Below are 25,935 nucleotides of genomic sequence, written 5' to 3'. Positions count from 1 at the left end.
CGCGAGTGCACTTTGCTGCCGCGGCCGACCTGACGAGGGCCCTCGCAGATACCGCTCCGCGGAGCTGCAGCACGCGGTTCCTTTCCGCGCGCGGAACTGTCGTGCCCCAGTTCGACTCCCCACTCATCGCAGCTGAGCACCTGCCTATGGGGGCGAACGCGCTGCCGATTCTTTGGCAGTCCAGCACGACAGCGCGGCCACTCGACGGCGAGATGACGCACGCGGTCACGCCGATGATGCCGCTGCGTTCACGGAGCGAAGACGACGGCACCCAGTCAACGGTGTCGGTGCCGAACACGCTCGCCTGGCAGGCACCGGACCTCCTGACCCCCGCGCAGGCGCGGCTCACACGCTCGTTCATGAAGCGCGCCGCTCGGCACGCAGACGTGATCATCACGACTTCGCACGCGACCGCATCGCTACTGCAAGAGCACTACGGCTACGACCTCCCCGTGCAGGTGCAGCGGCCCGTCGCGCCCACCGCCTTCCTCGCCAGCGATGACTCGGCTGCGCGCCGCGAACGCCTCGGCCTCCCCGAGCGGTACATCACCACGACCGCGAATCTCGACGACTTCGGTCGGCTGCAGTGGGTGCTCGACGCCTACGAGTCAGACCCGTCACTCCCCCACCTTGTCGTGATGACCGGGCTGGACCCCGTGCAGCACGTGAAGGGCACGCCGCAGCCCAGCGACATCGTCAGCAACCTGCCTGTCGGCGCACGCGAGCGTGTCACGGTTGTTCCCGTCGAAGACCTTGCCGACGTGGGCGCGATCATCTCTGCCGCCACTATGCTCGTGCAGCCGCAGTCCTTTTCTGCGACCGGCTACACCCTCATCGCGGCGCTCATGGCTGGCGTGCCAGTGTTGCACACGGGGCAGCCAGCCTGCGAAGAGCACATCCTCGACGCGGGGATCGCCGAGCCAGAGGCAACCGGCTTCATCACGGCACTCTCGCGCCTGTTCATCGCGTCAAGCGGCGACGGGTCGAGCGAGCTCGAGCGGCTCACGGTGCACGCGGCAGACCGCGGCCGTTCCTTCTCCTGGCGAGCAGTCGCCTGGCAGCTCTGGGAGATTCACGCCCTCATCTAGGGCGCAACACCACCTACTCGGCGGCGATGCGGGCCTTCAGGGCGTCGTTTTTTTCTGCGACCATATCGGTCAGCCCCTGCGCGTACGCGTCGAGCGTGGCGCGCAGCGCATCGTCACTCGTTGCCAGGATGCGGGCGGCGAGGATACCTGCGTTCTTCGCGCCGCCGATCGAGACGGTCGCGACCGGGATCCCGCCGGGCATCTGCACGATTGAGAGCAGCGAATCCATGCCGTCGAGCTTCGCGAGCGGAACGGGCACGCCGATGACGGGCAGTGAGGTCATCGAGGCGACCATGCCCGGCAGGTGCGCGGCGCCACCGGCACCCGCGATGATCACGCGAATCCCGCGGTCAGCGGCCTCGCGCGCGTAGGTCACCATCTTGTCGGGGGTGCGGTGCGCGCTCACGACCTCGACCTCGTGCGCAATGCCGAACTCGCGGAGCATCTGCACCGCATCCTGCATCACCGAGTAATCGGAGTCTGAACCCATGATGATGCCGACGAGGGGAGTTGATTCGCTCATATCCCAATCGTAGCGGGCGCGAGCGCGGAGCCGCAGCGCGCCCGGCGCGGCTCAGGCGAAGCCGTCAGCCGCTGCGCGCGCCTCGGCGCGTGCCTCATCAAGCGAGCTGCCGACGACGGTGACGTGTCCGACCTTGCGGCCGGGGCGCGGCAGCTTGCCGTAGCTGTGGATCTTCGCGGCGGGGTGCGCGGCAAGCACGTCGGCGTAGCGCACGGGCATCGGTCCCTCTGCTGGTCCGCCGAGTACGTTCACCATGACCGCGAAGGGAGCGGCCATCGCCGGGTCGCCGAGCGGCAGGTCGGTGACGGCGCGCAGGTGCTGCTCGAACTGGCTCGTGATCGAGCCCTCAATCGAGAAGTGGCCGGAGTTGTGCGGGCGCATCGCGAGTTCGTTCACGAGCACACGGCCGTCGCGGGTCTCAAACATCTCGACCGCAATCACACCGGTTGCGTCGACGCCCTCGGCAACGATCTGGCCAATGCGGGCGGCCTCCGCTGCGGTCTCAGGGTTCGAGACGGGCGCGGGCGCGAGCACCTCAGCACAGACGCCGTCCTGCTGGATCGTCTCGACCAGCGGCCAGGCCCGGGTCTCACCCGACGGCCTGCGAGCCACGAGCTGCGCGAGCTCGCGCGTGAAGTCGACGAGCTCTTCGACGAGCAGGAAGCCGCCCCGGCCGTCCTCGGCAAGCGCCGTGAACCAGTCGCGCACCTCTTCGGCCTGCGAGACGACGCGTACGCCCTTCCCGTCGTAGCCGCCGCGCGCGGTCTTTACGACGGCGCGGCCGCCGTTGGCGTCAATGAACCCCTGCAGGGCTTCCTCCGAGTCAACCGCGGCCCAGGCCGGGATCGGCACGCCGAGTTCCTGGAGCTTCTCACGCATGAGGATCTTGTCTTGCGCGTACTGCAGCGCGTGCGGCCTGGGGTGCACGGCAACGCCGCGGCGCTCGAGCTCGTTCAAGATGTCGTGCGGCACGTGCTCATGGTCGAAGGTCACCACGTCAACGGTCTCGGCGAAGGCGTACACGGTCTCGGGGTCGCGATAGTCGCCCACCATGTCGGCGGCGCGTGCGGCGCTCATGCCCTCGGTCTCGGCGAGCACGGAAATCTCGAGGCCGAGGTGGATCGCCGGCGGCACCATCATTCGTGCGAGCTGTCCACCACCGATCACGCCTACGCGGATAGAGGGATTCGCAGCTGCAACTTCACGTGTTTCGCTCACCCCTCTATTCTGCCGCATCCGGGGCGGGCGCGGTGCCAGCGCTACTCGAGGAAGCGCACGGCGTCGCTCGAGCCGCCGGTCTCGGGCAAGCCGAGCTTGGGGTCGAGGCCCGTCGCGATCCACGCCGAGGTGAGCAGGAGCGTGCGGCAAATGAAGTTGAACCAGAGCAGCAGGCCGACGAAGATCGCGAACGGGGCGAGCAGCACGTTGCTCGTCGCGCCGCCGAGCAGCGCGGTGCCGAGGAGCTTGAGCACGAACAGTCCGGCGGCACCGACCAGGCTGCCGGTGATGAGTCGCCACCACCCCACACGTACCTCGGCGAGATAGCGGTGGATCGCGACGAGCACGAGCACGTCGAAGAGGTACATGGCGCCGTAGCGTACCAGGGTGCCGAGCCCGCCGAAGAACCAGTTGTCTGAGCTCACGCCGAGCCACTCCAGCAGAAAGTCGGTGAGGTTTGAACTCACGACGACGAGCACGGCAGAGACGATAATTGCGAGGAAGAAGCCAACGGCGAGCGCGAGGTCGCGCACCTTCAGCAGCAGCGCGTTGCGGTATTCCTTCACCTCGAGACCGAAGATGAGCCTGATCGAGCGCCTGGTGCCCGTGAACCAGTTGATCGCGACCCACACGAGCGAGACACCGGCCACGAGCGTCGTCCAGTCGAGCGCGCGGCCGCCGAGCAAGCTGAGCAAGTCGTCAACCTTGATCGCAGAATCCGAGTCATTTCCCAGCAGGCCGGGCACGAACACGTTGATCTGTTCGATGATCGTCGCGAGCAGCTCGGGCTGGCCGCGGAGCACGATTCCGAAAACGCTGAAACCGACGAAGACACCGGCAAACACCGCAAACAGCGCCTGGTAGCTCATCCCGCCCGAGAGAACACTGCCGCCAACATCGGTGAAGTGGGAGAACGCACGGTACGGGCGAGTGCGCTGGATGCGCTGCCAGAAGCCCATCCCGCGGGCAATCACACCTGGCTGCGGGTGATCAGTCATGAAAGCGAGTGTAGCGCGGGCGGCGACGGCTCGCCGCCGCCCGCGCGTGGCTCGTATCAGTCGGCTGCGCCGTGCGCCCCACGGCGGCCGCGTGCGCCACCGGCTGCGGCGAGCGCCGCTCCGAGGAGCAACACGAGTGCGGCGGCCGCGGCAAAGATCCCGAACCCTGTGCCGCCGGTTTCGGGCAGCAGCGCGGTGGGCGTGCTTCCCGGCTCGCCGGGGAGCACCGGGCTCGTGGGAGGTGCCGGGTTCTTCGGCTCAGGCGGAGGCTTGGGCTTGTCGGTCGGCACCGGCGGGATTGGCGCGTAGCCGTTCACGAACAGCACCTCGATGGGGCCGCCTTCCCGCTCCCTGATCTGCACGTCGGCACTCTGCCCGTCTGCGGCGGGGAAGACGCCGGGGCTGAGATCCACCGCGCGGGTGTTCTCGCCGTAGCTACCGAGTGCGCCGGCCTCTCGCACCGAGCAGTCTGCACCGACAGGCATGCCGTCGATCGTCACCGAGCCGTTCTTCGGCACAGTGACCCGGGCCTGCTCGCCGAGGTCGAGCGCGACGCGCTCGGGCCCGGTCGCGGAGCCGCTTGGCACCGTGCACGAGAGTTCGATGTCAAAGCTCTTCGGTGCGCGATCCTGCGCGAGCCCGGTCGTCTCCTTCGAGAGAGTGAGCGAGTCGGTCTTCACCGTCACGCCCGCGCGCTGCGGTGCGGCAGGCAGGTTCACCCTGACGCCCGTGGGCCCCCACCCAACGACCCCGTTCTGGTTCCAGGCGAACTGCTGCTCCTGGAACTGTGCGAGGGTGGGGCGAAGCGCCGCATCCGAGGTGCCCGGGGTACCCGCTGCACCTGCCCCGTCGAGCACGCGATTCACGGTCTCGAACTCGACGAGGATCGTGCCGCCTGGCTGGAGCGGCTGCGCGGTCATGTCGACCTGGAAGCGCAGGCCGGCGACGTTGTGCGCGGCCCCCGTGAAGCTCGCGAGGGGCGTCCACTGGTTCGCCGAGTTCGCGGTCGTATCCGCGCACTCGGGATCACTCGCCCAGAGTGACCCGTCACCGCCGGTTCCCACGCACGCGGCGGGGTTCTCGGTGACCTCGACCGTGTAGCTCGCGCCCTCGGGCAGTCCGCTCACGCGGATGTTCGCAAGGTCCTTGAGCACCGGCGCGAACGTCGATCCGCGCGCTGCACCGCCCGCGAGCATCCGGTCTCCCGGGGCCGGCAGCATGTCAACGACGGTCATGCGGGTGAGCGGGTTCGTGCCCGAGTTGATGTTCTCAAGCTTCCACGAATCGGTCGCGCCGATGGCCGTGTACGACGCGCATGGGCTGCGCGTGTAGTCGGAGCCCGTCGGCAGGTAGTTGCCGGGGCGGCACTCGTCACCGGTAACGGTGTCGAGCGCGCCGGTCACGAGATCCTCACCGAGCGTCGGCACGGACTCGCCGCTCACGGTCTTGCGCGCGCCCACCACGGTTCCGATGCGGGGCTGCACATAGTTCGTGTTCGAGCAGACGTTGGGAGCGTTGACCGCCCCTGGTGCCTGCCCGTGCTCGGTGGGCTGTACGCACTCGGCGAGGGTGACGCCGGTCTCGACGATGACCTCGTTCACTGCCCGCTTGCCGGCGGCCATCGGAGCCATGATCAGTCCGAGCGAGATCGTCACCTGCTCGCCCGGCTGCATGCGCGCTCCCTTCCCCCAGTCGAAGACGAGGTTTCGGCCGTCGTCCGAGAGCGTCACCTTGGGCGCGGTCCCGAGCTCAGTCGCGCCGCCGGTGGTGGCGACGCTGGTCACGACGGGATCTTCGCCGTCCCAGGTGAGGGTCTCGGGCAGCGCGTCCGTCACCTGCGTGATCGGCAGCAGGCTGCTCCCGGTGTTCGTGAAGACGAGCTTCCACGGCGCGCTCGCGAGCGCCTCAACCTGGTGGGTCGAGGTGTCATTCGGCGCGCGCTTCTCCACCCTGAGCTTGTGATCGCCCGGCGAGAACCGCACATCATCGATCGCCTCGGCCTCAGCCGAGCCGAAGGTGTTGTTCTTCGCCACCACCGTGGCAAGGTTCTTCACCGAGTCCGACTTCCAGTTCACGCTCGCGCCCTCGCGCAGCTTCACACCGACGGCGAGCTTCGCAGACTTCCACGATCCCGTCCATGATGCGACCCCCTGTGGGAAGGTGCGTGCGTCATTGCGATCGAACGTGACCCCCACACCGTGAATCGCCGAGAAGTCGCCGGTGTAGCCGTCGTAGCTCACCCATTTCTCTCCGACGTACACCTGAAGCCTCGCGCGGTCGGCCCCCTCGGGGAGCGTCGGCGTTTCAAAGCTGACGAGTTCAAACCTGTCCCAGAACGCCTTCGTCGTGTCTCGCACGGTGAGCGTATCGATCGGCGCAGATGACCCGTTCGGGTTCGCCACGAGCTCGACGCGCACCGGCGCATCAGGGGCGCTCTCGTAGACGGTGTCGTTCGATCCGCTCGTGTGATTCACCGACACCGACTTCTTCAGGCCCACCTCGACGGTGGCCTGCGTGAGTTCGATCGTCGCGTCGTCACGGCGAGTCGGTCTCGCCTCAGGGTTGATGACCGCGTCCCAGCCGCGCACGCTCGCCTCGTTCGGCAGCGAGGTCACGCTGCCTCGTTGGCCACCCGTGACCGTCTCGCCCGAGACCCGCTCGGTCTTGCGCAGCTGCACGTCGAGGTGCATCACGAGCTTGTCACTGGTGGTGATGCGGTTGCCGTGCGTCGCCGGGTCGGTGCCCGAGTAGAGCGCCGAGACGCCAATGGCGTCGGGGAGGGCTGCCGCGAACCCGGGGTCACCGTCGAGCACCTGCTGCAGCGTCCACCGCTCGGTCTTGCCGGCAGGGGTGCCGTCGAAGAGCCAGAGCTCGACCGTGCTCTCAGCTGTGTCGATGGATCCCGGGAGCGCTCCGAATGTCACGCCGGTGAGGGTGAACTCGTTGAAGCGGTTGCCGCCCTGCTCGCTACTCTCTTTCGCGAAGTCGCGACCTGTGAAGGGGCTCGCGTCAATGCTGAGCGCGCTGTCATCGTTCGGACCGGCCGCGTCGGTCACGCGGATCTGGCCGAGCCGCATCCGGCCGACCGCCCCATCAGCGGCCTCGGAGGCGTTGCCCGCCGTGAGCGAGTAGCGCGCACTCGGGTAGTCCTCCTGCGCGACCTCACCGGGGTTCGGCGCGATCATGCCGATCGTCTCGCCGGGAGTGCCCCCGGGGAGCGCGCTCACCTGTTTCTCCAGCGTCACGTTCGGCACACCGTCCAAGATCTGGATGGTGTCGTTCGCGGTTGCGGTCGCCGGCCTGCCGGTGTCGGGGATCGCGGTGACAGCGAAAAGGTTGTCGATGCAGCCGTCGCCGCCGTCACAGTTGAACTGGGTGTCCGTTTCCTTTACCCACTTCACCGTCCCGTCAGCGGTGCGCGCGATGTCGCGCAGCTGCCATTCGAGCCCGAAGCTGCGAATTTCACCCGAAGCGCTCACGCCGGCGCCCGGGGCGGGCACCGTGAGATCGGGGTCTGAGGGGTCGTGCGCTGCCTCGCGCGCCGCGGTATTCTCGCCGAGCACGAGACGCACGCCGAGCGTGGACTCGCGCTGCTCAGGCGTGAGGGCGTAGCCGGTGAAGCCCTTGGCATCCATCCAGCCGGCCGCGGGGGCCTCGACGGGCACCCAGGCGGTGCCGTCCCACAGCTCCACCGCGGTGACGAGATCCCACTGCAGCATTGGGTCTTGGGTCACATTCGCGCCGCCGCCAGCGAAGTGGATCGGCCGCACGTGCGTGAGGTTGAACGCCTCGAAGACGGTTCCCTGGCCGCTTGCGGTTGGGCTCACCGGATCCTGCAGTTCGACCCTCGGGAAGCCGTGCTTCGTGAGCGCCCAGGACTGCGTGGAGAACGTGCGCGTGCCCGACTGCGATCTGAGTGTGTCATGCGCCCACTGCTTGTCTGCCCAGAGCGTGCCGCCCACTCCCGGGCCCGTACCGTTGCCGCCCGGAGTCGCCCGGATGCCCGCGTTCACCTTACTGGTCGCGGTGCCGGTGACCTCGCGGTCGCCGAGCTTGCCGGTAGCGGTCACGGTCGCCACGTTCTCGTAGTGCACAACCTTCGTGAACTCGGTCGCAGTCGGTGTCTTCGCGTCGCTGCGCAGCGTGTTCCGCGCGGTGAACGAGACGTTCGGCTTCACCAGAGTGGTCTGCGAGAAGCCCGTCGGATTTGAGTAGACGAAGCGGATGCCGGTCGCCCCCTGCGGGATGTCGATCGGCGCGTCATCAACGGGGTTGTGTGCAAGCTGCGTCCAGTCGCCCGCCGCGTTCTGAACGCTGATCGTGAGATCTGCCTGCGTCGTGGGAGTGTCGTTGTTTGCCGGCCGGGTGATGGGCGGCAGCACCTGCTTGGCGTCGAAGCCGTCCCAGAACGTGCCGGCGTCGCCGAGCACGTCTTCAACCACGATCTCAGTGGGCTGTGTGCGGCCACCCGAGGTCTTCACCACGGTGTCGAGCTGCACGATCACGTCCTGCCCCGGAGTCACGACGCCGGGACCGACCCGCTTCTGAATGCTCGTCTCGATACTGGGTGCGACGAACGCAACGGTCGCCTTCGCGGTTGCGGTCGCCGGCTCGTGGTCGCCGCGCTCCCCAGTGACGAGGATGGCGTTTGTGAGGTTCTCGGTCTTCTTTCCCGGCTGCACGAAGGAGTCGGCGGGGTTCGAGTCGAGCTGGTACTTGACCTCGCTCGTGGCACCCGGCTGGATCTCGCCCGTGAAGCTGAGTTCAAAGCCAGCAACGATCTTGCCGGCCGCAGGTGCCGGAAGGGCCCCGTGCGGTGAGAGGGCCACCGTCTCTTCCGAGTCGTCGGTGAAGCGCCAAGTGAGCTCTGCTGCGGATGCGCCAGCGGGCCAGACCGCCTCGGGCACGCTCGTGTCGAATCCAGCAAAGAGGAGGTCTTCGCCGAAGAACAGCGGGCTCGATCCCTCTGCAGGCTCCGCGATGGTGAGGCGGTCAAGCACTGCGCTTGCGGGCGCATCGCGGTTCGTTGCGCGCAGCACAACGCCGACGCTATCGCCGGCGGTCACGCCGCTGAGCTGGGCCGTCTCGCTGCCGTTCGGAAGCTCAAGGAAACGTTTCTGCGCGTCTACCCCGATGGTCTCCGTGGCGACGGTGAACGGGGCGTTGGCATCGGCCGAGACAGGATCCATGCCCGGCACCTCGACCGTCGCTCGCACGTCGTTCGTCACCGCGAAGCCCTGCGACTGGCTCTCGCCTGTCGTGCGGTGCGTGGCGCGCTGTGTCGCACTGAACCTCTGCGTGACGACCGTGCCAGGCGGAATCTCACCCGCGTAGCTCGTGCGTACGCCAGCGATCTCGCCGTTCGGGATCGAAGCGTCCCACGGCACCCAGTTCCAGCTGCCCGCGGCGAGCCGGTACACCTCGACCGTCGCAGTGGTTGCGCCCGTAGGGAGGTTCGTCGTCGGGTCGGTCGGAGCGGTGAAGCCAGCGAAATCGACCGCGGAGAAGGGGTTCCCGGCTCGCAGCTCCGTTGCGCCGTCAGGCGTGAGCGCCGGATCAGCTGGGTCCTGCAACCGCAGCACACTCGCGTTGACGTTCGACGACTGCGTCGCACCGATCGTGATCTCCGACGCTGCGCCTGGCTCGTAGCCCTGCTGCTCGGGGCTCCAGGTCTTCGACGGGGTGACGCCGGCCCTGATCGGGTTATCGATCGCGATGACCGCGTCGTCGCTGACCCGGAGCTCGCGCTCGCCGGCTTTCGCCGAGAAAGTCGCTGTGTTCACGAGATCGCGCCGCAGAATGGGGTCGTCAGCGGCGAGGTGCTCCGGAACCTTCAGCGTGTACTCGAGTACTCCGGTGTCGCGCGTCGACATGCCCAAGCCGTCCGGGTTTGCTGGCCCCGACTGCACACGCTGTTCGACGCCCACCGAAATGGTGCGTTCGGTGTCGCTGCCGCCCACGATGCCCGCCACCGGGCCCTCCGGGGCGGGGCCGGTGGCCACCCCCGGCAGATCCAGCGTGATGCCGGAGGCACTGCCACCGACAACGGCCGTGAGATCGGTGATCTCCCAGCCGGCAAACTCCACGGGCAGCACATCCTGCACCAGCACCGGCGCATCAGCGTCGGCGTCATTCACGCGGAACTCCACCCAGAAGCTCACGGAGTCGCCCGGGCGCAGATCCCGCGCCGCGTCGACATAACTGCCGTCGAGCTGCTTCACCTTCTTCGCGAGCATGAGCGAGGCACCGTCGCTTGCAACCGCAGGCACGACACCCCCACTCGCCATCATCACAGTGCCTGCGAGCAGCGCCGCAACACCTCCCGCGAGCATCTTCGCGAGGCCACGCCTCGCTCGTTTCCCGGATGGATTTCCACGGAACACGTCAAACACCACTGTTCACTCTTCCCCTCGATGAGTGTCGGCCCCCCGGCACGACACAGTGCCCGACCCTGTCTGTGGTGTGCTCCCCCTAGGAACCCAGACAGTGGCCGGACACTTACTAACACGGGGGAAGCGGTGAATCGTGACGCGCGTTTGAAATATTTCGCGTAATCGACGGTATTTCGCTGCGCACTACCCTTCTCCACCCAAATCACCGATACTGGAATGAGGGGATTCACAAGCAGAAGCTTGACAACGACAATGGGCGTGCCCGCCGCGAGGCGTTTGCAAAGACACCGGCCGGGTGCGCTTACGGGGGAAACTTGGCGAGGACAGGTAACCGCCGCTGGGAGTCAGCGTCGGATGAGGAGCTGCTCCGTGTCTGCCGCGACGGCGACACGGAGGCGTTCGCGGTGCTCTGGGAACGGCACCGTCGGGCGGGATTCGTCGCCGCGCGCAACATTGCCCCCTCCCTCGATGCTGACGACATCGTCTCCGAGGCGTATCTCAGCATCTTCGAACTCGTGCGCAGCGGCCGTGGCCCCACCGGGGCCTTCCGTCCCTACCTGTATCGGGTCATCCGCTCGGCATCGGCCGACCGCTTCCGCGGCGGCGATCAGCAGACACTTGAACTCCCCGACGTGCCCGACCTCCACGAGACCGCACCCTGGGAAGACAACGCCTTCGATCTCAACGCCGTCGCGAAGGCTTTCGAAACCCTCACGCCGCGCTGGCAGGCGGCCCTCTGGTACACCGAGGTCGAGGGGCTGCCACCGCGCGAGGCCGCGGTCTTCCTCGGCCTCTCCGCGAACAGCACCTCGGCGCTCGCCGTCCGTGCTCGCGACGCCCTGAAGTCGGCATGGGTTGAGGCGCACATCGACCTACAGCTCGCAGACGACGCCTGCCGATCCACCCTCGAGCACCTCCAGCGCTTCCAACGCGGAAAACTCACCGCGCGCCTCACTCGCGAGGTCGAAGCACACCTCGACACGTGCGAGTCATGCGCCAAGGCCGCCGCAGAAAGCACCGAGCTCAACCGGCAGCTCGGCCTCGTGCTCGCCTGGGTGGCGCTCGGCGGCGCAGGCACGGCGCTGCTCGCAAGCCAGCTCGGGCTCACCAGTCAGCTGGCGGGCCTCGGCGCGGCGGCAGGGAGTGGTGCAGGCCTTGCGGGTGGTGGTGCTGGCGGGAGCGGCGCGGGTGGCAGCGCCGCGGGTGCTGCCAGTGGGGCCGGAACGGCGGGATCAGGCGCTGCGGCATCCGTGAGCGGCGGCCTTGTCAGCGCGATCGGCCTCCCCGCGGTAATCTCTGCCGGTGCCACGCTGGCCGCCGCCACGGTAGTTGGCGTGACAGTACTATCCCTGTCGCTCAGTGGGCCGACTTCGCCACCACCCGCGCCTATCGAAACCGGCATCGAGCAGCCACAGCAGGGCGACGGCCCCAGCGACACCGGCAGCACAGCCCCGCAGAAGCCACAGCCCCCACAGGTCAGCGAGGGACGCCCCCGAGCAGTTTCGGCTTCAGACACACGGCGGCCTGCGGTACCCGCGCCCGCGGCACCGGCCGCTCCTCGTTCCGCTTCAGAGAGGCCCGTGACCGAGGAAGTCACTGAGCCGCTGGATCCGCCGCCTGAAACTGACCCACCGGCCCTGCCCCCGGTGACGCCGCCCGTCACTCCCCCAGTCACTCCGCCCGTGACACCACCGGTCACACCGCCGGTCACTCCGCCCGTGAAGCCACCGGTTGACCCTCCGATTACCCCAACTGACCCGAATGACAATGGACTGAAAGTTGGGTTTGAATGTCGCGTTCCGGCGGACCGCCTGGTGGGTACCGCGAACCAGGCGGGGGTGCTGCAGCTCCGTGGCTCTGTTGCTGGGCAAGATCCAATTGTTATCAGCAACCCCGAGTTCGGCTTTCGCGCCGCCGACGCAGACGCCGTGCTGGAACAACTCACGACCAGCGGATCCACTGGATTCCCTCCGCAGCGCTGGTTCTATGCGAGCACCGCGCCTATGCCGTCTCCGACCTGGGAGGCCACCGACCCGAGCTTGCTGCCTATTTGGGGCGAGCTGTTTCCCGGCAAGGAGCTTGGCGACGTGAAGCTTGAGATGCGGCTCATAACGGTCGGGCTCGAGCGATCTGGATGGCAGCCGATCGATCTCTCCTCGATCTGCGCCGAGTAGTCGAATCCCCACCCTCACTGCCCCGTTTTTTCTAGTCCGAGTCTTGTGAAGCCTGCACAAGGCTCATGCAGGAATAATCGGGGTAGTTAGGATCTGCCGAGGGTGCCCGTTGGTGCGAGGTCCGGGCCGGGACGGGGGCGGAGCGCGGCGCGGGGCGGGCATCACGGCGCAGCGCAGCACAGCGCAGCGCCGAACAGCACCGCCCCGCACCGCACGCAAAAACCCGCCCAAGCGCTGAGCGCCGGGCGGGTTTTCTACAGCTGCGGGTCGTTAGACCGTCACGCCGGTGCGGATCGCGGCCTTGACCTCGGCAATTGCCTTGGTGACCTGGATGCCGCGCGGGCACGCCTCTGAACAGTTGAAGGTGGTGCGGCAGCGCCACACGCCTTCCTTGTCGTTGAGGATGTCCAGGCGAACCTGCGCGTTGTCGTCGCGCGAGTCGAAGATGAAGCGGTGCGCGTTCACGATCGCTGCCGGGCCGAAGTACTGGCCGTCGGTCCAGAACACGGGGCACGACGTGGTGCACGCAGCGCAGAGGATGCACTTCGTGGTGTCGTCGAAGCGCTCACGAGCTGCGATGTCCTGAATGCGCTCCTTGCCGGGCTCCGGCGCGGAGTTCGCGACGAGGAACGGCTGCACCTCGCGGAACGAAGCGAAGAACGGCTCCATGTCGACGATGAGGTCCTTCTCGAGGGGCAGGCCCTTGATCGCCTCAACGTAGATCGGCTTCGTGATGTCAAGATCCTTGATCAGGGTCTTGCAGGCGAGGCGATTGCGGCCGTTGATGCGCATCGCATCCGAGCCACAAATGCCGTGCGCGCAGGAGCGGCGGAACGACAGGGTGCCGTCCATGTCCCACTTGATCTGGTGGAGTGCGTCAAGAATACGGTCCGTCGGGTACATCTCGACGTCGAAGTCTTCCCAGTACGCGTCGCGGCCCGACTCGGGGTCGTAACGACGAATCAGCAGCGTTACGTTGAACGGCTTGATCTCTTCCACGGCGTTCTCGCCGGGTGCCTCAGTGGTGACAGCACTCATGTTCTAGTACTTCCTCTCCAGTGGCGGGTAACGCAACTCGCCGTCTTCGTCCTTCAGCACGGTGACCGGCTTCCAATCCAAGCGGATGTGGTCTTCCGGGTTCGCCGAGTGCGGATCGCCCGTCAGGTAAGCCATCGTGTGCTGCATGTACTTCTCGTCGTCGCGATCCGGGTAGTCGTCACGCATGTGGCCGCCGCGGCTCTCCTTGCGGTTGCGCGCCGTGTAGGTCAGCACCTCCGCGAGGTCGAGGAGGAAGCCGAGTTCGATTGCCTCGAGCAGGTCGGTGTTGTAGCGCATGCCGCGATCCTGCACGCCAACGTTCATGTAGCGCAGGCGCAGATCGTGGATCACACCGAGCACCTCGGTGAGCGACTCCTCGGTGCGGAACACCTGGGCACCACGGTCCATGGCTTCTTGCAGCTCGCGGCGCAGATCCGCCACGCGCTCGGTGCCGCTTCCGGTGCGGAAGCTCTCGACGAGCTCGCGGATCTCCTTCGCGGGATCCTCCGGCAGCGCAACAAACTCGGCGGTCTGTGCGTAGTCAGCAGCCGAGTTGCCCGAGCGCTTGCCGAACACGTTGATGTCGAGCAGCGAGTTCGTGCCGAGGCGGTTCGAGCCGTGCACGGAGACACACGCGCACTCGCCTGCTGCGTACAGGCCGGGAACGACGGTGTCGTTGTCCATGAGGACCTCAGCGTCGACGTTCGTCGGGATGCCGCCCATCGCGTAGTGCGCGGTCGGGAACACGGGCACCGGCTCGACGACGGGGTCGACACCGAGGTAGGTGCGAGCGAACTCCGTGATGTCCGGGAGCTTCGTCTCGAGCACCTCTGCGCCCAGGTGGGTGCAGTCGAGGTAGACGTAGTCCTTGTTCGGGCCTGCGCCGCGTCCGTCGAGCACTTCCTGCACCATCGAACGGGCGACGATGTCACGGGGAGCGAGATCCTTAATCGTCGGCGCGTAACGCTCCATGAAGCGCTCGCCACTCGCGTTACGGAGGATCGCGCCCTCACCACGTGCACCCTCGGTGAGGAGGATGCCGAGGCCGGCAAGGCCGGTCGGGTGGAACTGGTAGAACTCCATGTCCTCAAGCGGGAGGCCCTTGCGCCAGATGATGCCAACGCCGTCGCCGGTGAGGGTGTGCGCGTTCGACGTCGTCTTGAAGATCTTGCCGAAGCCGCCGGTCGCAAACACGATCGACTTCGCCTGGAAGACGTGCAGTGCACCGGTCGCGAGCTCGTAGGCGACAACGCCGGCCGGCTTGCGGTCCTTGCCCTCGCCCGTCATCACGAGGTCGAGCACGTAGAACTCGTTGTAGAAGTTGATGCCGAGCTTCACGCAGTTCTGGAACAGCGTCTGCAGGATCATGTGGCCCGTACGGTCAGCGGCGTAGCAGGCACGGCGAACCGCAGCCTTACCGTGATCGCGGGTGTGACCGCCGAAGCGACGCTGGTCGATCTTGCCGTCAGCCGTACGGTTGAAGGGCAGGCCCATATTCTCGAGGTCGATGACCGCGTCGATGGCTTCCTTTGCGAGGATCTCAGCCGCGTCCTGGTCGACGAGGTAGTCGCCGCCCTTGACGGTGTCGAAGGTGTGCCACTCCCAGTTGTCTTCCTCAACGTTCGCGAGCGCCGCGGCCATGCCGCCCTGCGCCGCTCCCGTGTGTGAGCGAGTCGGGTAGAGCTTCGAGATGACCGCAGTCTTGGCCTTCGGGCCAGCCTCGATCGCGGCACGCATGCCCGCACCGCCAGCACCGACGATAACTACGTCGAACTGGTGATAGGTCACGCCGTCCTTCACGGTGACGTCTTCGCCCTCATGAGTGTTCGTGGTCACTGGTTTCCTTACTGCTGAATTCTGTACGTCTCTGAGGCTCGGCTGTTACTTAGCCGAGCAGAAGGAGGCAACGAGCGAGGGGTCAGCCCCCGCCGGGCAGGGATCAAAGGTGAAGATCACGAGCGTGCCGAGGAGGATGAGGAGCCCTGCGGAGAGCCACAGCAGGGTGCGCAGCACCTTGTTCAGGCGAGGCCGCACGACGTAGTCGTTCACGATCGTCCGCATGCCGTTCGCGCCGTGGATCAGTGCGAGCCAGAGCAGCAGGAGATCCCAGACCTTCCAGAATGGGTTCGCGAGCTTGCCGCCCACAAAGCCGAAGTCGATGGCGCTAATGCCGTCACCGATCATCAGGTTCGAGAAGAGGTGCCCGAACACGAGCACGACCAGCAGCACGCCCGAGACGCGCATGTAGATCCAGCCCCACTTTTCCCAGTTGGTGTTCTTCTTCGCCGGGGTCTTCGCGCGGGGCGCGTCAATTGTCATAGCCATGATTGTTACTCCGCCCTCGCTTAGTGACTGAACACGTTCATCAGGTGACGCGGCAGGAAGCCTGCCATCGTCACAGCCCAGAGCACGATAACGATCCAGAACATCGTCTTGTGGTACTTGGCGCCCTTGCTCCAGTAGTCCACGAGGATGATGCGCAGGCCGTTGAAGGCGTGGAACACGATGGCCGCGACAAGCGCTGCCTCACCGAGGCCCATGATCGGCGTCTTGTAGGCGCTCATGACCGCGTTGTACGCCTCAGGGCTCACGCGAATCAGTGCAGTGTCGAGCACGTGCACGAGCAAGAAGAAGAAGATGGCGACACCGGTGATGCGGTGAAGCACCCACGACCACATGCCCTCGTTGCCGCGGTAGAGCGTACCGCCACGTTGGGCTTTCTTCTTCGCCGCCGGAGCGGCTTCAGCGGGTAGGGCTGACACGAGCTTCCTCCTTGGTCGTCACGCACACGCAGCAGAGTCAGCATTCTTGAGGAGGCACCCGATATGCGGGCACGCCACATTGCTGAGAGTTCTCTGCGACTTCCATTATGGCACTCTCTTAGCGTGTCTCGAACACCTCACCGCGCGTCGGCGCTACGCGAGCTTCGATCCGCATTCATTAGGATGGCCGATATGACCTCTCCGAACTCTGCGCTTGAGCGCCTCACGTGTGTGATCCCCGCCGGTGGCGTCGGCTCGAGACTGTGGCCGCTCTCACGCGCAAACGCTCCGAAGTTTCTCCTTGATCTCACTGGCGCGGGCGATTCTCTGCTCTCGGCCACATGGTCCAGGCTGAAGCCGCTCGTGCCGACGGAACGCCTCATGGTGGTCACCGGAAACGCCCACCGTGAGTCAGTGCTCAAGCAGCTTCCGGACATCTTTCCTGAGAATCTCGTTACCGAGAGCGAGCCCAAGGATTCTTCTGCGGCAATCGGGCTCGCCGCTGCGATCCTGGAGCTTCGCGATCCCGATGCGATCCTCGGCTCGTTCGCAGCCGACCACGTGATCCGCGGCGACGTGCTCTTCCACCGCGCGGTCGCGACCGCAGTGCGCGCCGCCGACCAGGGCTACATTGCGACGATCGGAATCCATCCGACGCACGCCGCGACCGGCTTCGGCTACATCTCGTGTGGTGAGGCGCGCACCGACCTCTCCCCCTTCGACCTCTACGACGTCGACGAGTTCGTCGAGAAGCCAGATGCTGCCACCGCAGAGGGCTACCTCAAGGCGGGCGGCTACCTCTGGAACGCGGGCATGTTCATCGCGAAGGCAAGCGTGCTGCTCGAGCAGATGGCGCTCTCTGAACCCGAGCTTGTGGCCGCTCTGCGCGAGATCGCCGAGTCGTGGGGCAAGAAGCGCGGTGCCGAGGTGCGCGAGCGGCTCTGGCCGACGCTGCCGAAGATCGCCATCGACTACACCGTCGCTGAGCCCGCGGCTGCCGCGGGCAAGATGGTCTGTGTTGCCGCGCACTTCGAGTGGGACGACGTGGGCGACTTCGCCTCGGTCGCGAACCTGCTCACCCGCGGCCGCCCCTCCGACCTTGCCGTGCTCGGCGACGGCGCCCAGGTGCTGTCTGACGCCTCGAGCGGCATCGTCGTCTCTGAGAGCGACAGGCTCGTGGCACTCGTCGGCATGGAGGACGTCGTCGTGGTTGACACCGCAGACGTGCTGCTCGTGACGACGAAGGAGCGCGCGCAAGACGTGAAGCGCCTCGTCGAGCGTATGAAGGTCTCGGGCGGTGGGCACCTGCTGTAGGGCTTTGGTGGGTGGGCGCGGGGTGCCGCGCTGCTGGCCGCCGCTGTTTGCCGCTGCCGTCATCGCCGCCGCCTAGCCCACGAGAGCACCCGATTCCTATGTTCAGGAACCGGGTGCTCTGCCGGGGGAGCCAGAACGCTAGGCCTCCCGCAGTCCCGCAAAGCGCGAGCCCGCGAACACGAGCGGGAGTTCCGCGCGCTGCAGCGGCCCGAAGCCGAGCACGTCAGCGACGATGATGCAGTGGTCGCCGCCGTCAAACTCCTCACGGATCGCGCACTCGAACCACGCAGACCCTCCGAGCACGACTGGGTGACCGTGACGCGGCGACGCCACCGTTGAAACCCCCGCAAGTTTGTCGCGGGCCCCGGGACGAGCAATGTCTCGCGCAAGCTCACCCTGTGAGTCAGAGAGCACCGTGGCTGCGAATGTAGTGCCCGCAGCGATCCGCGGCCAGCTCGTCGAGCGTTTCCCGACAGAGAGCAGCACCCGCGGTGGGTCGATAGACAGCGATACGAACGACTGCAGCACGAGCGCGGCGGGAGAGACCCCCGCGTCCGAGGCGCCCGCAGCCGGCGTGCCTTCCCCGCCGCCGAATCCCCCAGTGACCACGACCACACCAGATGGGAAGCGCCCCAGCACCGAGCGGGCTGCATCGGGGTCGGCAACGGCGGCCGTGGGCAACACCGCGAGCGGCAGCACGTAGGTGAAGAGGTCGAGGATCCGCGATCCGCCTATCCACAGCCCGTCGCGTTCGGGAGCGCGCGCGAAGCCGAGCTCCTCGTACAACCGGTGCGCCCCGTGCATGTCGGGCGCGGTCTTGAGCACGACGGCCCCAAAGCCGGCCTCTGCCGCGAGCTCGGCGGTGTGACGCATGAGTGCCGCGCCAACCCCACTGCGGCGAGCGTCCGGGGAGACACCCAGCAGCCTGAGATCGAGCTCGTGGTCGGCGACGTCCTCGTGGAGGGCCCGCCCGCCGAGTTTGCGGAGCGTGACACTGCCGAGAAGTTCGCCGCGAGGGCCAGCTGCGACCCAGACCTCGTAGCCGCGGTCGCGGACCTCTGCGAGGTGCATGGGGTCGGTGCTGGTGCCCCGCGGGCCGTAGTCATGGGCGTAGGCGGCGTCGATGAGTTCGTCGACCGCTGCGTATTCGTCGGGCCGGGCTCGACGGATCGTGAGCTCGGGCTGCGCCGCAAGGACTGTCACGTCGCCCACGCGCACGCTGGTCACGCTCACGGCGCTCACGGCGCTCCCAGCACTCACGGCGCTCCCAGCACTCACGGCGCTCCCAGCGCTCACGCCGCCCGCATCATTCACGTCGCTCATGCCGCCGGCCGCCATCCGAGTGCGGGGCCGATGTTCGTCGCGAGCTCGGTGAGGATCTGCTTCCAGTCCGCAAGCTCGAACTCGAAGGGCAGCTCGAACAGGTAGTCGTCGGCCGCTTGGAATGCGAGGTCGTTGGTGATGAACTCGACGATCTCGTCGCGCGAGCCGAGCACGTCTTTTGCGATGATCGTGTTCTTGCCGTGCACCTGCTCGGTGCGGGGGGTGCGGGCCTCGGCGTAGGCGCGGTACTTCGCAGCCTGCGAGGCAGACGCCCCGTCGGTGGGCACGATAACGCGGGCGACGGTCGCGCGCGCTTCTTCGCCAGCGGGGTGCGCCGCGCGGAACGCGTCGATCTGTGCACGCTGCACCTCGGCAAACTCGGTGAGCCCGTTCTCGGCTGAGCTGATGTTGCTCACGAGCCAGTTCAGGCCGGCGCTGCCCGCCCACGTCGCGGAGCGGAGCGACCCGCCGCCGTACCAGAGGCGGTCGGAGAGTCCGGGGCTGTGTGGTTCGACGCGTTCGGAGTCAAAGTCCCCACCGATGCCGTTGTACTCGGGCACCTCGCGCACGGGGGTCCCGGCGAGCAGCGAGCGCAGTCGTTCGATGCGACCGTAGCCGTAATCCTCTTCGCGCCAGCCGGTGTCGAAGACGAGGTCATTCACCTCGTCGGTGAAGCCCGGTGGGTGGACGCTGAGCCCCGGGAGCACGCGCCCGCCGGAGAGGGCGTCTGCGACGCCTAAGTCTTCGGCGAGCCGGAAGGGGTTCTCGTGGCCGAGCGGAATCACTGCACTTCCGAGCCCGATGCGCGACGTGCGCTGGGCGACCGCAGAGAAGAAGGGCGCGGGCGATGGCAGCCCGTACTGCAGGTGGCGGGTGCGCACCCAACCGCTGTCGAGGCCGAGTTGCTCGGCATGCTCGAAGAGCTCGATGCCCTCGCGCAGCCCCCGGCCGGGGTCGGCGCGGTCGAATGGAACGAGGTGGATGAAGCCGAGGTGCTTGAGCTGGCGACGGGCTGATTGCGCGGCGGCGGGCTGCGCGGCGGCGGGCTGCGGATCGTCGATTGCTGTGTTCATGGTGTTCTCCTGGTCGTGGTGAAAGTGAAGTGGCGTGAGCGACCTACTCAGATCTGGTAGTCGGGCCCGCCGTGAGCGAGGTGGTACTCGCGGAGGAAAGCGCGGGTGCGGTCGTTTGCTTCGGGCCCGAAGAACGCTTCCGGCGCGGCGTCTGAGACGATGTGTCCGCCCTCGAGCAGCACGACGCGGTGCGCGAGCTGCCGCACGAAGTGCATCTCGTGCGAAACGATCGCCATCGTCTGCCCCTCGGCGGCGATCGCGCGGATCGATGCGAGCACCTCGCCGACGAGCTCAGGATCGAGGGCGCTCGTCGGCTCGTCGAGCAGCAGCAGTTCTGGGCGCATCGCGAGTGCCCTGGCGATGCCGACGCGCTGCTGTTGGCCGCCGGAGAGCTGCGCCGGGTAGTGCTGCGCGTGCGAGGCGAGGCCGACCCGCGCGAGCTGGGCGAGTGCCTCGCGTTCAGCCTCGCGCCGGTCGAGCCCGCGCACGACCGTGAGGCCCTCGGCCACGTTTTCGAGCGCGGTCTTGCGCGAGAAGAGTTGAAACTGCTGAAACACCATCGCGGTGCTGCGGCGCAGGCTGAGGATCTCGGATCTGCGGGCCGTCGCCGCGTCGACCACGAGGTCGCCAAGCCGCACTCGCCCTGAGTCGGGGCGCTCGAGGAAGTCGATGCTGCGCAGCAGCGTCGACTTGCCCGCGCCGGAGGGGCCGACGATCGCGGTCACCTCGCCCTCGGCAAACTCGAGCGAGAGGTCGTCGAGGATCACGCGATCCCCAAACGACTTCCGAATCTGTTCGAGCGCGATCATGCCGACACCGCCACCCTCGGGCGGTGGCCCGCGGGCCGCGGCCGCTCCATGCGTGCCTCGATGACCCGGGCGACCTGTTCGACGATCACGGTGAGCGCCCAGTAGATGATCGCGGTCGCGAGGTACGCCTCGAAGTAGCGGTAGTCACGCCCGCCAAGGATCTTCGCGTACGCCGTCACCTCCACGACGGAGACGACAAACGCGAGCGAGGACTGCTTGAGCATGCCGATGAAGTGGTTGACGAGGGTCGGGAAGGCGACGACTGAGGCGGTCGGGATCGTGATTCGCCTGAGCGCCTGCCACGGCGTCATGCCGAGCGCCTGCGCCGCCTCGATCTCCTTCTTATCAACCGAGTTCAGGGCCGCGCGGATCGTCTCGGAGCTGTACGCGGCCTCGGTGAGCGCGAAGGTGAGCGCAGCGACGAGGAACGGGGAGAGCGCGAGCGCATCCCAGTTCGTTCCGAAGGCATGGTTGATGTAGAGGATCGCGATCGGCACCGCGTTCACGTTGAGCAGCAGCTGCACAAGCGGTGGCGTGCCTCGCAGGTAGGACACGATGATCGCAGTGAGCTGGCTGAGCACCGGGACGCGGCCGATCTTAATGAGCGCGATGCCGAGCCCGAGCACGGTTCCGAGCAGCGTCGCGACGACGGCGAGGGCGAGCGTGACCGGAACGTATGGGATGAGGCCGAGCGTGTACCGCCCGATCGCCTCAAAGTCGATGATGTTCACGAAGGTTGCGCCCTAGCCTGCCGCGGCGGTCCGCGACGGTGTCACGTCGAGGCCGTCGAAGAACTGTTCGCTCAGCTCTGTGAGCGTGCCATCGGCTGCGAGCTCGGCGAGGGCACCGTTGATCTGCTCGATGACGTCGGCAACGTTCGGAGTTTGCTTCGACAGCGCGTAGGCGGACAGCAGGTTCGTGCCGAAGTTCTCGGTGAGGTAGTCGCCGTCGAGCTGTGTGAACTCAAGTTCGAGCCCCGAGCTGCCTCCGTAGCCTTGGAAGACGACGCGCTCGTTGAAGAGGAAGTCGACCGAGCCGGTTGCGAGGTTGTTGTACTGGGACTGCAGGTCGAGCTCGGTGTACTCGATGAGGATCTCCTTGCCCGGGTGCTGCTCGTTGTAGCTCTCGAGCACTCGGGTGAAGTTCAGGCCGGGCTCGCCGTATGTCTTCTTCCCGGCGAGGTCGTCGAGTGCGGTGACCTTGGCCGCGCCCGCCTGCTGGATGATGCCGAACTGCGCCTCGATGTAGGGGTCGCTGAAGTCGTATTTTTCGCGGCGTTCGTCGGTGGCCGAGAGGTTGTTGGCGACGAGGTTGAAGCGGCCGGAGTCGAGGCCCGCGAAGAGTGCGGGGAAGTCGGCGACCTGGAACTCGAATTCGAGGCCCTCGAGCTTGTCGTCGATGCGCTTGAGGATCTCGATGTCGTAGCCGGTGAGCTCGTCGCTCTCGTCGAGGAACGTGTAGGGCTTGGGGCTTGCACCCGTGGCAACGAGGATCTGCTGCGCGCCTGTCTCGCCGCTGTCGGCGGCTGCGGCACCGCCTGGGCCTCCCGCAGCGCACCCCACGGCGCTCATTGCGACGGCGGCCAGAGCGCTGAGGGCGAGCGTGGTTCGGAGCGTGCGGTTCATGGGAGGTCCTTTCAATGGCGGGCAGGGCGGCGCAAGGCTCAAAGACGCAGGATCCGAACTGTTCGGGTTGCGCGTCGAGTGCGACCGCCGCAGCCAGACTAGGAAGGAACAGAACATAACCGCAACTAATGCCTCCCATTGTGACGGATTATGTCGACGGGCATCTCGCCGAGCCTCTCTCCGCTGCGATCGCGCGGCCTCAGGCCCGCGAACGGCCAGCGAAGTGCGCCCGCAACTGAGTAGCTCCATCGCGGAGTAGACTGTGCGGGTGACTGAGCGAGTATTAATCAAGGATCTGGCCGCCCGCGAGGACGGCACCGTACGTGTATCTGGCTGGGTTGAGAAGGTGCGCGACCAGCGGTACGTGCAGTTTGTGGTGCTCCGCGACGAGTCGGGCGCTGTCCAGCTTGTCAACGGCGGCGTGCTCCGCGAGCCCGATCCCGAGAACCCCCGCTCAGATATCCTCGTGCCCCGCACGACCACGATCTCCGAGCTCACCCACGGCACCTTTGTCACCGTTGAGGGCGAGCTGCAGCACAACGAGCGCGTGAAGCTCGGCGGCGTCGAGATCCAGATCGAAACGATCGAGGTCGTCGCAAAGTCGCTGCCCGATAACCCGGTTGCCGACGACTCGAACATCGACGTGCGCCTCGACTGGCGCTTCCTCGACCTGCGTCGCCCCGAGCAGAACCTCGTCTTCCGCGTGCAGACGACCTTCCTGCACGCGCTGCGCACGCTCTGGGTTGAGCGCGGCTTCATCGAGATTCAGACCCCGAAGCTCATGGCTTCGGCGTCCGAGTCGCGCGCAGAGCTCTTCGAGGTCGAGTACTTCGAGGGCAAGGCGTTCCTCGCGCAGAGCCCGCAGTTCTTCAAGCAGATGGCGCAGGCCGCTGGCTTCGGCGGCATCTTCGAGGTTGGCCCCGCGTTCCGCGCCGACCACTCGTTCACCTCGCGTCACGCGACCGAGTTCACCTCGATCGACACCGAGATCAGCTGGATCGACTCGCACGAAGACGTCATGGAGCTCCACGAGGAGCTCATCGTCGCCGGCCTCACCGCGGTGAAGGAGAAGCACGGCGAAGAGATCCAGAAGCTCTTCAACGTGGAGCTGCAGATCCCCGCACGCCCGTTCCCGCGTATCCCCCTCGCCGAGGCGAAGGAGATCGTGAAGAGCCGCGGCTACGAGGTGCCTCGCGCCGACGCGGACATGGACCCCGAGGGCGAGCGCCAGATCGCGGCGTACGTGAAGGAGGAGTTCGGTACCGACTTCGTCTTCCTCACCGACTACGACTCGTCGATCCGCCCGTTCTACCACATGCGCAACGAAGAGAACCCGGAGCTCACGAAGAGCTACGACCTCATCTACCGCGGCACCGAGATCTCGACGGGCGCGCAGCGCGAGCACCGCATCGACGTGCTCGAGGCGCAGGCGCGCGACAAGGGCATGAACCCCGAAGAGCTGGGCTTCTACCTCGACTTCTTCCGCTACGGCGTTCCGTCGCACGGCGGCTTCGGCATGGGCCTGAACCGCGTGCTCATGCTCATGCTTGAGCAGCCCTCGATCCGCGAGACGACGTACCTCTTCCGCGGCCCGAACCGCCTGCTGCCGTAGGCGAGCTTCACGCTCAGGGCGCTCCCGTGTTTCGGCACGGGGGCGCCTTTGTGTTTCTGCCCGAGGCCTGCCACTGGGGGCGTGGTGGTCTCAGGAGTCAACGCATGTGGCAGAGCCCAGCCCGAGCAGGGGCCAGTCACCGACGACGACCCGGGTCTGCGAGACCCATCCGCTTGGGTCGACAATGTGAACCGAAATAGCGCGGGATGCCCCGAGGACGGCGTTGAGCAATCTTCCGGTGAGTTTCGTAGCGTAGCCGCTGCCCTCGGCGACAGTCTTGAGGTCTGTCCCGAGCAGCGTATCAACGACCGGGACAAGGCCATTCGACCCGGTGTAGGAGATTCGCGCCGCCGACAACTCCACACCAGGCGGCAGCGCCCACCGCATCGTCAGCGACGATCCAAGCAGGTTCAGGAGTGAGCCCTGGATCGAGCAGGGACCATTATTCAACGGCCGCGGCACGGTGATCGCTGTGAACGCGGCAGTTCCTGCTTCGGCGTCGACCCAGACCGCCTCAGTCTGCTGCGGGGCAGGAGCGAGCATCGCCGCGCTCAGGCCAAGCGCGAGAATGCGCGCGGCCCACTTGGCGCGCACCCGTTGAGCTACCCGGCCGCGAGCGGCGCGGCGGCGCGGCGTTCGTCCCTCCGGTGCTCTCACGTCACCGGCTCCCGTCGACGGTACCGGAGCAGCCGCGCCGCACCCGCCGTCATCAGTCCTCCCGCAATCGCAACGATGCCGAGCATCCACGGAGATCCAACGCTCACGCCCGAACGGGAGAGCGCCGCCCAGCCTCCCGCGGGTGCCGCGGGAGGCTGTTGCGGGGCGACCGCCGCGGGGTTCTCCCCGCCCGGAGTAGTCGACACCACGTCGCTTCCACCGGCTGCACGGAGAGTGAGTTCGACAGAGCCTGCGATGGCCTCAGGCATTGTCGCGGTGATGAGAAACCAACGCTCGGAAGTCCCGTGCAGTACGGCGACTCGAGTGGGAGCTGTCTCGACTTCGATCGGCCCCTGCCCGGACGCCGCGGATTCGTTCCCAGTGCACGTGCCGCGCACCCACCTGACGTCGCACGCGCGAACATCGAGGACCAGGCCAAATTCCGGGGATCCCGCTGCCGTGAGCGACACGGCGACGGTACTCGCCTCCTCGCTCACCACTCTCACGCCCACTTGCCAGGGGACGGGCACCCCCGGGCGCATTACGCGCATCGCGCGAGTGTCACCGGAGGAGATGAGGGTGATCGCGCCACGTGTCCGCTCCGTCATTTCAGCATTGAGCACCGCGTGCGCGGAGTCCGGCCCCAGCGGGACGCCAAGAAGACCGATTCCAGTTCCGACCACCACCAGCGCGCTCGCAGCCGCGCCGTGCCTGGGCAGCTTCGAGTTCCGTGGGCGCTCCCTCTCGCGCGGCCAAAACGCCCACGTGACGAGCACCGCAGCTCCGATCGTGAGCCCGCCGAGCACGAGCGGGTTCGAAAGCCACACGACACCGCGGGCAAGGTGCGGCACGGAAGCGAGCACCCGCCTGACCTCAGTCACCGTGTACGGGGCCGGATCCTCGGCCTCGTTCGCGTCGCCGCGCATGGTGATCGTCCGGGCGTCGCCCTCCCCCGCCACAGAGGTGACTCGGTGCGTCACGGGCAGCACGCCCGGTCGATCCACCGTCAGCACATCACCGACGCGAATATCTGCGGCGGGGATCTCGCGCACGACGGCGAGCGACCCCGCGGGGATCGTCGGCGACATGGACCCAGTCTTGAACATGATGAGCGAAATGTTGAAGAACACCGACAGTAGCACCAGCACAATACACACAAGCCCACCGAGAGCGGCGAGGTTGAGCAGCGCGTTGCCCAGCGCCCGTGATCCCCTGCGGGACTGGTGAGCCACCGCTCCCACTGGTTGCGGATCCGTCACGCCACTCACCCCCTCTGAACTGAACCGTGCGTTGGCCTATGAAGCGGACGAGCCGGTGAGCGTCCAGTTC

Annotated in this window: 19 protein-coding genes; 4 read left to right on the top strand and 15 right to left on the bottom strand. The window is 66.9% G+C overall.

The window, feature by feature from the left end:
* Window positions 1–101: 101 nt before the first annotated feature.
* On the top strand, window positions 102–1,088 hold the full coding sequence (locus tag ACI1US_RS11440; RefSeq protein ID WP_461640549.1) for a glycosyltransferase family protein: 987 nt from the start codon (window positions 102–104) through the stop codon (window positions 1,086–1,088).
* A 13-nt stretch (window positions 1,089–1,101) separates the two neighbouring features.
* Here ACI1US_RS11440 and purE read toward each other — a convergent pair whose 3' ends face one another.
* Genes purE through ACI1US_RS11420 form a run of 4 tightly spaced genes read right to left on the bottom strand, consistent with a single transcriptional unit; the run spans window position 1,102 to window position 10,159 of the window.
* Entirely contained in the window at window positions 1,102–1,611 is a 510-nt protein-coding gene (gene purE, locus ACI1US_RS11435; protein ID WP_416549906.1) for a 5-(carboxyamino)imidazole ribonucleotide mutase, read from the bottom strand.
* Window positions 1,612–1,662: 51 nt separating this feature from the next.
* Window positions 1,663–2,847: a 5-(carboxyamino)imidazole ribonucleotide synthase gene (locus ACI1US_RS11430; RefSeq protein WP_416549907.1), complete on the bottom strand. Its 1,185-nt coding sequence runs from the start codon at window positions 2,845–2,847 to the stop codon at window positions 1,663–1,665.
* A 23-nt stretch (window positions 2,848–2,870) separates the two neighbouring features.
* Window positions 2,871–3,827 (bottom strand): YihY/virulence factor BrkB family protein, encoded by a 957-nt coding sequence (locus tag ACI1US_RS11425; protein WP_416549908.1) that lies wholly within the window; start codon window positions 3,825–3,827, stop codon window positions 2,871–2,873.
* Window positions 3,828–3,883: 56 nt separating this feature from the next.
* Window positions 3,884–10,159, bottom strand: a complete 6,276-nt coding sequence (locus ACI1US_RS11420) for a DUF5979 domain-containing protein (RefSeq protein ID WP_461640546.1) — start codon at window positions 10,157–10,159, stop codon at window positions 3,884–3,886.
* A gap of 374 nt (window positions 10,160–10,533) precedes the next feature.
* Between ACI1US_RS11420 and ACI1US_RS11415 the strand changes: the two genes are divergently transcribed.
* On the top strand, window positions 10,534–12,393 hold the full coding sequence (locus tag ACI1US_RS11415; protein ID WP_461640544.1) for a sigma-70 family RNA polymerase sigma factor: 1,860 nt from the start codon (window positions 10,534–10,536) through the stop codon (window positions 12,391–12,393).
* Window positions 12,394–12,663: 270 nt separating this feature from the next.
* Here the strand turns inward: ACI1US_RS11415 and ACI1US_RS11410 are convergent, their stop codons facing one another.
* The 4 genes from ACI1US_RS11410 to sdhC are packed head-to-tail and all read right to left on the bottom strand — an operon-like array spanning window position 12,664 to window position 16,193.
* Window positions 12,664–13,431 (bottom strand): succinate dehydrogenase iron-sulfur subunit, encoded by a 768-nt coding sequence (locus ACI1US_RS11410; protein WP_416549909.1) that lies wholly within the window; start codon window positions 13,429–13,431, stop codon window positions 12,664–12,666.
* Window positions 13,432–13,434: 3 nt separating this feature from the next.
* Entirely contained in the window at window positions 13,435–15,267 is a 1,833-nt protein-coding gene (gene sdhA, locus ACI1US_RS11405) for a succinate dehydrogenase flavoprotein subunit (protein ID WP_416549910.1), read from the bottom strand.
* 45 nt (window positions 15,268–15,312) lie between these two features.
* Window positions 15,313–15,756: a succinate dehydrogenase hydrophobic membrane anchor subunit gene (locus tag ACI1US_RS11400; protein WP_416549911.1), complete on the bottom strand. Its 444-nt coding sequence runs from the start codon at window positions 15,754–15,756 to the stop codon at window positions 15,313–15,315.
* A gap of 20 nt (window positions 15,757–15,776) precedes the next feature.
* A complete protein-coding gene (gene sdhC / locus ACI1US_RS11395) occupies window positions 15,777–16,193 on the bottom strand; it encodes a succinate dehydrogenase, cytochrome b556 subunit (RefSeq protein WP_416549912.1) in 417 nt (138 codons plus the stop codon).
* A 192-nt stretch (window positions 16,194–16,385) separates the two neighbouring features.
* Here sdhC and ACI1US_RS11390 point away from each other — a divergent pair, with 192 nt between their 5' ends.
* A complete protein-coding gene (locus ACI1US_RS11390) occupies window positions 16,386–17,507 on the top strand; it encodes a mannose-1-phosphate guanylyltransferase (RefSeq protein WP_416549913.1) in 1,122 nt (373 codons plus the stop codon).
* 138 nt (window positions 17,508–17,645) lie between these two features.
* Here ACI1US_RS11390 and ACI1US_RS11385 read toward each other — a convergent pair whose 3' ends face one another.
* From ACI1US_RS11385 to ACI1US_RS11365, 5 genes are read right to left on the bottom strand one after another with little or no spacing between them, the layout of a single operon-like run.
* Window positions 17,646–18,830: a GNAT family N-acetyltransferase gene (locus ACI1US_RS11385; protein ID WP_461640540.1), complete on the bottom strand. Its 1,185-nt coding sequence runs from the start codon at window positions 18,828–18,830 to the stop codon at window positions 17,646–17,648.
* A complete protein-coding gene (locus ACI1US_RS11380) occupies window positions 18,827–19,903 on the bottom strand; it encodes an LLM class flavin-dependent oxidoreductase (protein WP_461640538.1) in 1,077 nt (358 codons plus the stop codon). The genes ACI1US_RS11385 and ACI1US_RS11380 overlap by 4 nt, the downstream gene beginning before the upstream one ends.
* Before the next feature lie 47 nt (window positions 19,904–19,950).
* Entirely contained in the window at window positions 19,951–20,712 is a 762-nt protein-coding gene (locus ACI1US_RS11375) for an amino acid ABC transporter ATP-binding protein (RefSeq protein WP_461640537.1), read from the bottom strand.
* Window positions 20,709–21,443: an amino acid ABC transporter permease gene (locus tag ACI1US_RS11370; RefSeq protein WP_461640535.1), complete on the bottom strand. Its 735-nt coding sequence runs from the start codon at window positions 21,441–21,443 to the stop codon at window positions 20,709–20,711. The genes ACI1US_RS11375 and ACI1US_RS11370 overlap by 4 nt, the downstream gene beginning before the upstream one ends.
* 12 nt (window positions 21,444–21,455) lie before the next feature.
* A complete protein-coding gene (locus ACI1US_RS11365) occupies window positions 21,456–22,337 on the bottom strand; it encodes a transporter substrate-binding domain-containing protein (protein ID WP_461640533.1) in 882 nt (293 codons plus the stop codon).
* A 268-nt stretch (window positions 22,338–22,605) separates the two neighbouring features.
* On the opposite strand from ACI1US_RS11365, the gene aspS reads away from it, so the two are divergent.
* Window positions 22,606–23,949: an aspartate--tRNA(Asn) ligase gene (aspS, locus tag ACI1US_RS11360; RefSeq protein ID WP_416549914.1), complete on the top strand. Its 1,344-nt coding sequence runs from the start codon at window positions 22,606–22,608 to the stop codon at window positions 23,947–23,949.
* Between the two features lie 90 nt (window positions 23,950–24,039).
* Here aspS and ACI1US_RS11355 read toward each other — a convergent pair whose 3' ends face one another.
* Both ACI1US_RS11355 and ACI1US_RS11350 read right to left on the bottom strand, forming a co-directional pair.
* A complete protein-coding gene (locus ACI1US_RS11355) occupies window positions 24,040–24,543 on the bottom strand; it encodes a hypothetical protein (protein WP_461640531.1) in 504 nt (167 codons plus the stop codon).
* Between the two features lie 59 nt (window positions 24,544–24,602).
* Window positions 24,603–25,838, bottom strand: coding sequence for a signal peptidase I (locus ACI1US_RS11350; protein WP_461640529.1), 1,236 nt, complete (start codon window positions 25,836–25,838; stop codon window positions 24,603–24,605).
* Window positions 25,839–25,935: the final 97 nt, after the last annotated feature.

The sequence above is a fragment of the Leucobacter sp. BZR 635 genome, assembly GCF_048061935.2.
Lineage (GTDB): Bacteria > Actinomycetota > Actinomycetes > Actinomycetales > Microbacteriaceae > Leucobacter.
Note: the sequence above shows the minus strand (reverse complement) of the source record. Positions and strands in the feature narration are given on the sequence as shown.

What these genes read in the sequence shown, in the direction of transcription:
- purE (WP_416549906.1), bottom strand. Translation starts at nt 1,611, where the DNA reads ATGAGCGAATCAACTCCCCTCGTCGGCATCATCATGGGTTCAGACTCC.
- ACI1US_RS11400 (WP_416549911.1), bottom strand. Translation starts at nt 15,756, where the DNA reads ATGGCTATGACAATTGACGCGCCCCGCGCGAAGACCCCGGCGAAGAAG.
- ACI1US_RS11385 (WP_461640540.1), bottom strand. Translation starts at nt 18,830, where the DNA reads ATGAGCGACGTGAATGATGCGGGCGGCGTGAGCGCTGGGAGCGCCGTG.
- ACI1US_RS11420 (WP_461640546.1), bottom strand. Translation starts at nt 10,159, where the DNA reads ATGCTCGCGGGAGGTGTTGCGGCGCTGCTCGCAGGCACTGTGATGATG.
- ACI1US_RS11430 (WP_416549907.1), bottom strand. Translation starts at nt 2,847, where the DNA reads ATGCGGCAGAATAGAGGGGTGAGCGAAACACGTGAAGTTGCAGCTGCG.
- ACI1US_RS11375 (WP_461640537.1), bottom strand. Translation starts at nt 20,712, where the DNA reads ATGATCGCGCTCGAACAGATTCGGAAGTCGTTTGGGGATCGCGTGATC.
- ACI1US_RS11410 (WP_416549909.1), bottom strand. Translation starts at nt 13,431, where the DNA reads ATGAGTGCTGTCACCACTGAGGCACCCGGCGAGAACGCCGTGGAAGAG.
- ACI1US_RS11365 (WP_461640533.1), bottom strand. Translation starts at nt 22,337, where the DNA reads ATGAACCGCACGCTCCGAACCACGCTCGCCCTCAGCGCTCTGGCCGCC.
- ACI1US_RS11390 (WP_416549913.1), top strand. Translation starts at nt 16,386, where the DNA reads ATGACCTCTCCGAACTCTGCGCTTGAGCGCCTCACGTGTGTGATCCCC.
- ACI1US_RS11425 (WP_416549908.1), bottom strand. Translation starts at nt 3,827, where the DNA reads ATGACTGATCACCCGCAGCCAGGTGTGATTGCCCGCGGGATGGGCTTC.
- ACI1US_RS11380 (WP_461640538.1), bottom strand. Translation starts at nt 19,903, where the DNA reads ATGAACACAGCAATCGACGATCCGCAGCCCGCCGCCGCGCAGCCCGCC.